Annotated in this window: 5 protein-coding genes; 4 read left to right on the plus strand and 1 reads right to left on the minus strand. The window is 67.0% G+C overall.

Annotated features, from left to right (window positions below; translation table 11 throughout):
* Positions 1 to 180: 180 nt before the first annotated feature.
* Positions 181 to 1857: an FmdE family protein gene (locus VN419_RS05665; RefSeq protein WP_325645348.1), complete on the minus strand. Its 1677-nt coding sequence runs from the start codon at positions 1855 to 1857 to the stop codon at positions 181 to 183.
* Positions 1858 to 2079: 222 nt separating this feature from the next.
* Between VN419_RS05665 and VN419_RS05670 the strand changes: the two genes are divergently transcribed.
* The 4 genes from VN419_RS05670 to VN419_RS05685 form a co-directional block, all read left to right on the plus strand.
* Entirely contained in the window at positions 2080 to 2397 is a 318-nt protein-coding gene (locus VN419_RS05670) for a cytochrome c (protein WP_325645350.1), read from the plus strand.
* Positions 2398 to 2470: 73 nt separating this feature from the next.
* Complete coding sequence (locus VN419_RS05675; RefSeq protein ID WP_325645352.1) at positions 2471 to 4681, plus strand: molybdopterin-containing oxidoreductase family protein; 2211 nt, start codon at positions 2471 to 2473, stop codon at positions 4679 to 4681.
* Positions 4678 to 5448, plus strand: coding sequence for a 4Fe-4S dicluster domain-containing protein (locus VN419_RS05680; protein WP_325645354.1), 771 nt, complete (start codon positions 4678 to 4680; stop codon positions 5446 to 5448). The genes VN419_RS05675 and VN419_RS05680 overlap by 4 nt, the downstream gene beginning before the upstream one ends.
* Positions 5435 to 6025, plus strand: a 591-nt coding sequence (locus tag VN419_RS05685) for a cytochrome b/b6 domain-containing protein (RefSeq protein WP_325645356.1), incomplete at its 3' end; no start/stop codon positions are given. The genes VN419_RS05680 and VN419_RS05685, both read left to right, overlap by 14 nt.

Raw genomic sequence — 6025 nt, forward strand, 5'->3', positions numbered from 1 at the left:
GGACTGGGCTGGGGTACGGGCTCGGGCATGATGGGCCTCCTGGTTCAGCCTGCCCGAAATTTAGTCACCATTTCACGCGTGGTCAAGGGTTTGTGACAAGCGCCTCCCCCAACGAAAGGGGCCGCCCCCGCCCGGTCCAAAAGGCGGAAGCGGCCCCTCGGCCTTGGGCGCGGCTTCAGGCTATTTGCCGAAGCAGCACTTGGGGTACACGCAGGTCTTGCAGTTCAGGCAGAAGCCGCCCTCGGCCATCTCGGCCAGGTCGGCGCGCTTGAGGTCCACGCCCGCCAACACGCGCGGCAGAAGAATGTCGAAGCTGGTGGCCTTGTGGAACAGGGCGCAGGCGGGCACGCCCATCACCCGCGCGCTGCCCGCCGGGCAGGCGAGGCGACCCAGAAGCGTCATGGCTCCGGGCAAGAGCGGCGCGCCGTAGAGCATGTCCGTCAGGCCCGCGGCCAGGAGGCCCTTGCGGGTCACGTCGTCCGGGTCCACCGAAAGCCCGGCCGTGGTGACGATGAGGTCGGCCCCGGCGGTGAGCATCTTGCCCACGCTCTGGGCGATGCGTTCGGCGTCGTCGGGCACGATGTCCACCACCACCACCTGGGAGCCCAGGCGCTCCACCTTTTCGCGGATCACCGGGGCGAACTTGTCCTCGATGAGGCCCTGGAAGACCTCGGTGCCGGTCACCAGCACGCCCACGCGGGCGGGCTTGATGGCGGCGATGTTGTACAGCGGTCCGGCGGCCAGCAGGGCCTGGGCCTTGCGGAAGTTCTCGGCCGAGAGATACAGCGGGATGGCGCGAGCCCCGGCCAGTTCCTTGCCTTCCTCCACCAGCACGCCGTGGTGGCGGCTGGCGGCCATGACGTCGGGCACCAGGTTGAAGGCCTCCTGGCGCTCGCGGTCCAGCACCAGCACGCCGGTTTTGGTGGCGCGGAAATTGATTTTTCCCTCGTGCGGGGTCTCGTCGAAGGTGACGTTTTCCCCGGCCATGAGCTTGGCGAAGGCCAGCGCGGCCTCGTTCTCATGGATGAAGCCGCTGGGCGTCTCCTGCTCCAGGTACACGTGGGCGCGGCCCATGGTCTGCAAACGGCACACGTCGCCGCCGGAAATGGCGTGGCCCTTGTGGAACTCCACGCCCTTGCTCTCGCCCGCCACGATGCGCGTCATGTCGTGCAGGGTCTTGTGGCCCACGGCCTCGCTCACGGGAACGGCGGTGAGCTGCGGGCCGGCGTCCGCCTGGGCCTTGGCGTGGGGAGCGGTCTCGCACCTCGCTCCGGCGGGGGTCTCGCAACCGGGCTGGCCGTAGGGGGCCTCGCCCTGGCAGCCCCGGCAGATGGCTCCGTCGCTGGGCGGGTAGGCCTCGGCGCAGATGGGGCAGATGCCTACGCGGCCCATGCTCTTGTGCTTGCGGAAGCGGTCGTCCACCTGCACCGCAGCCATAGAGCAGAGGTTCTCGCCGCCGTCCTCGATCTCGCGGAACAGCCGGTCCGTGTCCTGGTCGGCCTTTTTCTTGAGCTTCAGAAACCAGCCGCGGATCTCCTCGTAGGGGGCCATCTTGTCCAGGTCGAGCCACACGCGCACGCCTGTGCCGGTGTACTTGTCGTACAGCGTCACGGCGTAGCGGCCCAGGTTCAGCACCTTCATCCAGCCGTTGCCCAGGGTGCAGGGGGTCAGAATCTGCACGGCGTCGGGCAGGCATTTGGAGGTCTCCACCACGGCGTCGAAGAGCGTTCCTTCCGGCAACTGGCGGCGCGCCAGCTCCACCATATAACCGCCGAGCAGCAGGCCAGGGGCAGGATAGCCGTGGAATGCCGCTGCTTTGGCCTTGAACTCCTCAAAGGTGTACGGACCGATGTTCATGCGCTTCTCCGGCTGGGTTGGGGCTAGTTATGCTGGAAATAACATAAGACGCATCCCTATCCTGCTGGTGAGGTCGGGTCAACTTTTTTCAGAAATTTCGTGACACGGCACTTGACCTAAATACCCTGTACGGGTATGGGGGACGTAATGCATGTGAAAAATGCGTCGAGCGGAGAAGCCCGCCGCACAACCTCAAAGACCCCCAACATTGGAGGAACCACCATGAAGCGCAGCACCAGCATCCTCGCCGCCCTTGTCCTGGCCCTGGCCGCCGTCAGCATGGCCTTCGCCGCCGAGGGCAACGCCCGCAAGGGCAAGTACCTGTACCGCCAGAAGTGCCGCTCCTGCCACGGGGCCAGCGCCTCCGACCTCTCCCCCAGCTCCAAGACCCAGGCCGAATGGAAGAAGGCCTTCGCCAAGCCGGAGGCCCTGAAGTGTTTCAAGGACTGGAAGGGCGTGACCCCGGAGGAGAAGACCGACATCTTCACCTACCTGCATGATTTTGCCAAGGATTCCCCCTCTCCGGCCAAGTGCAACTAGCCCGCGCCCACGACCATGACCGCGCGGCGGAGGGTGCTGTAACCGCCCGCCGCCGCGCCACAGGGGACCATCCATGAAGACCGCGAATATTTCCCGACGCGACTTCCTGCGCCTGGCCGGAATGGCGGCCACAGCCACCGTCGCCACGGCTGCACAGGCTGCGTTGGCTCCGGAAGCCACGGCCGCGACTCCGACTGTCCAGGGGGGCGTCGCCGCGCCGCAGTGGGAGTCCAAATTCGGCGTGTGCGACATGTGCTTCAACCGCTGCGGACTCATCGCCCGCGTGGAGAAGGGCGTCATCAAGAAGCTCGATCCCAACCCCGCGTTCACCAAGTCGCGCGGCATGCTCTGCGCGCGGGGCAACGCCGGGGTGGACCAGGTGTATGATCCGGAGCGCCTGAAGACGCCTCTGTTGCGCACCGGCAAGCGTGGCGAGGGCAAGTGGAAGGAGATCGGCTGGGACGAGGCCCTGGAGCTGTGCGCGGCGAAGATGAAGGACATCGCCGCCAAGCACACCCGCTGCGGCATGCTCTTCAGCGCCGGGGCCGATACCCAGAGCCAGTTCGTGAACCGCTTCGCCGAGGCCTTCGGCTCCTACAACGTCACCAGCCACGAGTCCCTGTGCCTGCTCTCCGGCAACCGGGCCTTTGTGGACACCTTCGGCGAGGTGCCCCTGCCGGACGTGAAGAACAGCAAGTACGTCATCCTGGCAGGGGCCAACCGCATGGAGGCGCTGGTGACGCCGGACAGCATGGACCTCATGGCCATCATGGGCCAGGGGGCCAAGGTTGTGGTGCTGGACCCGCGCTACACCAAGAGCGCGGCCCTGGCGAGCGAGTGGCACGCCATCAGGCCCGGCACGGACATGGCCTTCATGCTGGCCCTGGCCCATGTCATCATCAACGAGAAATTGTACGACCCGAAGTTCGTGGCCGAGCGCACCAGCGGTCTGGACAAGCTGGCCGCCCACGTGGCGGAGCTGACGCCCCAGTGGGCTGAAGGCCAGACCGGCATCCCGGCTGCAAGCATTGCGCGCATCGCCCGCGAGCTTGCCGCCGCGGCCCCGGCGGCCATGGTCTACCCCGGCCGCCGCAGCTCAGACTATGAGAACAGCACGCAGATCCGCCGCAGCTTCGCCATAGTCAACGCGCTCCTGGGCAACTGGGACCGCCCGGGCGGACTGGTGCCGCCGCGTCCGGCGGGCCTGAAGAAGGTGCCCTTCGAGCCGCCGTTTTACGACGACAACCCTCCGGGCCGCGTGGACATGAAGAGCGTGCCCCTGCTGTTCGACGACGAGGGCTCCTTCGTGCTCACGCGGGAGGCCGTCATCAAGGGCGCGCCGTATCCGGTGAAGGGCTGGTTCGTGTACAAGACCAACCCCATGGCCACGGCCCCGGACCGCAAAAAGACCCGCGAGATGATCGAGGCCCTGGACTTCATGGTCGTGGCCGACATCGCCATGAGCGACACGGCCTGGATGGCCGACCTGGTGCTGCCCATGCCCAGCGCCCTGGAGCGCCAGGACCCGGTGCAGGCCCTGCAAGCCGGGGCCGAGGGCGCGTGTCTGGTCTGGCGCGATCCTGTCATCGCGCCCCTTTACCAGTCGCGGCCGGTGTTCGAGGTGCTGAAGGCCCTCTCGGCCAGGCTGGGATTCCCCGAGGCCTTTGACTTCGACATCCCCAAGTACCGCGAAATGCAGCTGGCCGCCTTCCCGGAGGCGGCGGAGATTCTGAAGCGCGACGGCGTATTCTACCCGCCCAATCCGCCCCTGGGCACGACGGACGGCCAGCCCTTCAAGACCCCCAGCCAGAAGATCGAACTGTACAGCAACCGCTATGCGGACATGGGGCTTGAGCCTTTGCCCGCGTACCAGCCGCCCAGGCAGAGCCCGGACGCGGCGCGCACGTTCCGCCTGGTGGCGGGCCGCAGCGCCTGCGTCACCCAGGCCAGCAGCACCAACAACGCGCTCTTGTCCGAGTTCGAGCCCGTGAACACCCTGTGGTTGAACGAGGCCAGCGCCAAAGAATTGGGCGTGGCCCAGGGCGACCTGGTGCTGGTGGAAAGCCCGGCGGGCAAGGGCGAACTGCGCGCCCTGGTGACCCCGAAGATCCGCAAGGACACGGTGTACATGCTCTCCGGCTTCGGCACCATCTCCGGCCAGCTCAAGCATTCCAGGGCGGGCGCGAGCATCGTGGAGCTCATGGAGAGCCGCTTCGACGCCATCTGCGGCAACTCGGCCATCCACGAGACCTTTGTCAGCGTGAAGAAGAAGGGGGCCGCATGAACCAGAAGCTCGCCATGGTCATAGACTCGGCCAAGTGCATGGATTGCAAGGCCTGCGTGGCCGCCTGCAAGCAGGCCAACGGCGTTGCGCGCGGGCAGTGGCGCAACTGGATCAAGGAGGCTGTGCCGCCCCTTGAGAATGGTAAATTGGGCCGGGGCCACTTCCAGCCCGGGGCCTGCATGCACTGCGACGAGCCCACTTGCGTTTCCGCCTGCCCCACCGGGGCCACCTACAAGAACGCGACCGACGGCTCTGTGGTCATCGACCCGAAGCTGTGCATCGGCTGCGGCAACTGCATTCCCAGCTGCCCGTATGGTGCGCGCTTCCGCGATCCGGTGAAGCGCATCGCCGACAAGTGCACCTACTGTCCGGAGCGCCGGGCCGCAGGGCTTGCCCCGGCCTGTGTGGACACCTGCCCCACCAAGGCGCGGGTCTTCGGCGACATCAACGATCCCGAGAGCGAGGCCGCCAAACTGCTGGCCGCCAACCAGGGCCGGGTGGTGCGCGTCATCGCCAAGCTGTCCGGCAAGGAGTGGGACACCAAGCCCAACATGTACTACATCGCCAGCACCGCGCCTGAGGGCTGGGCGGTGCAGCCCGTGAACCCGCTCAGTTTCGACGCCTTCGCCCAGGTGGTGGCCCCGCTGGTGAAGTACGCCGTGGGCCTCTCCGGCCTGGGCGTGCTGGTCATGCTCGGCCGCCAGCTCATGACTTCCGGAAGCGCCCCCGCCGCTGGCGGAAAGGAGGACGGCCATGACGCCCGCTAACAATGAAATCAAGCGCCACGACCCCTCGGACATCCGCATCCACTGGTTCAACGCGGCCTGCTGGCTCGTGCTCCTGGTCAGTGGTCTGGGACTCATCAAGAACGAGAAGCTGAACCCGTTTGGGGCCTGGCTGCCGGACGCCCTGCGCGCGCTGTTCGGCGGCGGCAGCGCGGGCGGCGCGGCGCTGCTGGTGATCCACGAGACGGTCGGCGTGCTCTGGCTGCTGGGCCTGCTGGCCTACCTGGCCGTGAACGCGGGCGGCGCGCGCTTCTTCCTGCGCGAGGTCTTCAGCGTGCGCCCCGGCGACATGGCCTGGCTGATCCGCAAGATGCTGCGCATGACAATTGGAACTGGCGGCGAGCTGCCGCCCCAGGGCTACTACAACATGGGCCAGAAGGCCTTTGCCCAGGCCTCGGTGCTGGGCGGCGTGGCCATAGGCGTCACGGGCATGGTCCTGCTGGCCTCGGACAAATTCCTGCCCGCGTCCGTGACCGGGCTCGTCGGCTGGGCGGTGACCCTGCACTATCTGGCCGTGGGCCTGGTGTTCGCGGGGCTCCTGGTTCACATCTACATGGCG

Origin of the sequence: Humidesulfovibrio sp. (genome assembly GCF_035560995.1) — a bacterium.
In the GTDB taxonomy this organism is placed as follows: Bacteria; Desulfobacterota; Desulfovibrionia; order Desulfovibrionales; family Desulfovibrionaceae; genus Humidesulfovibrio.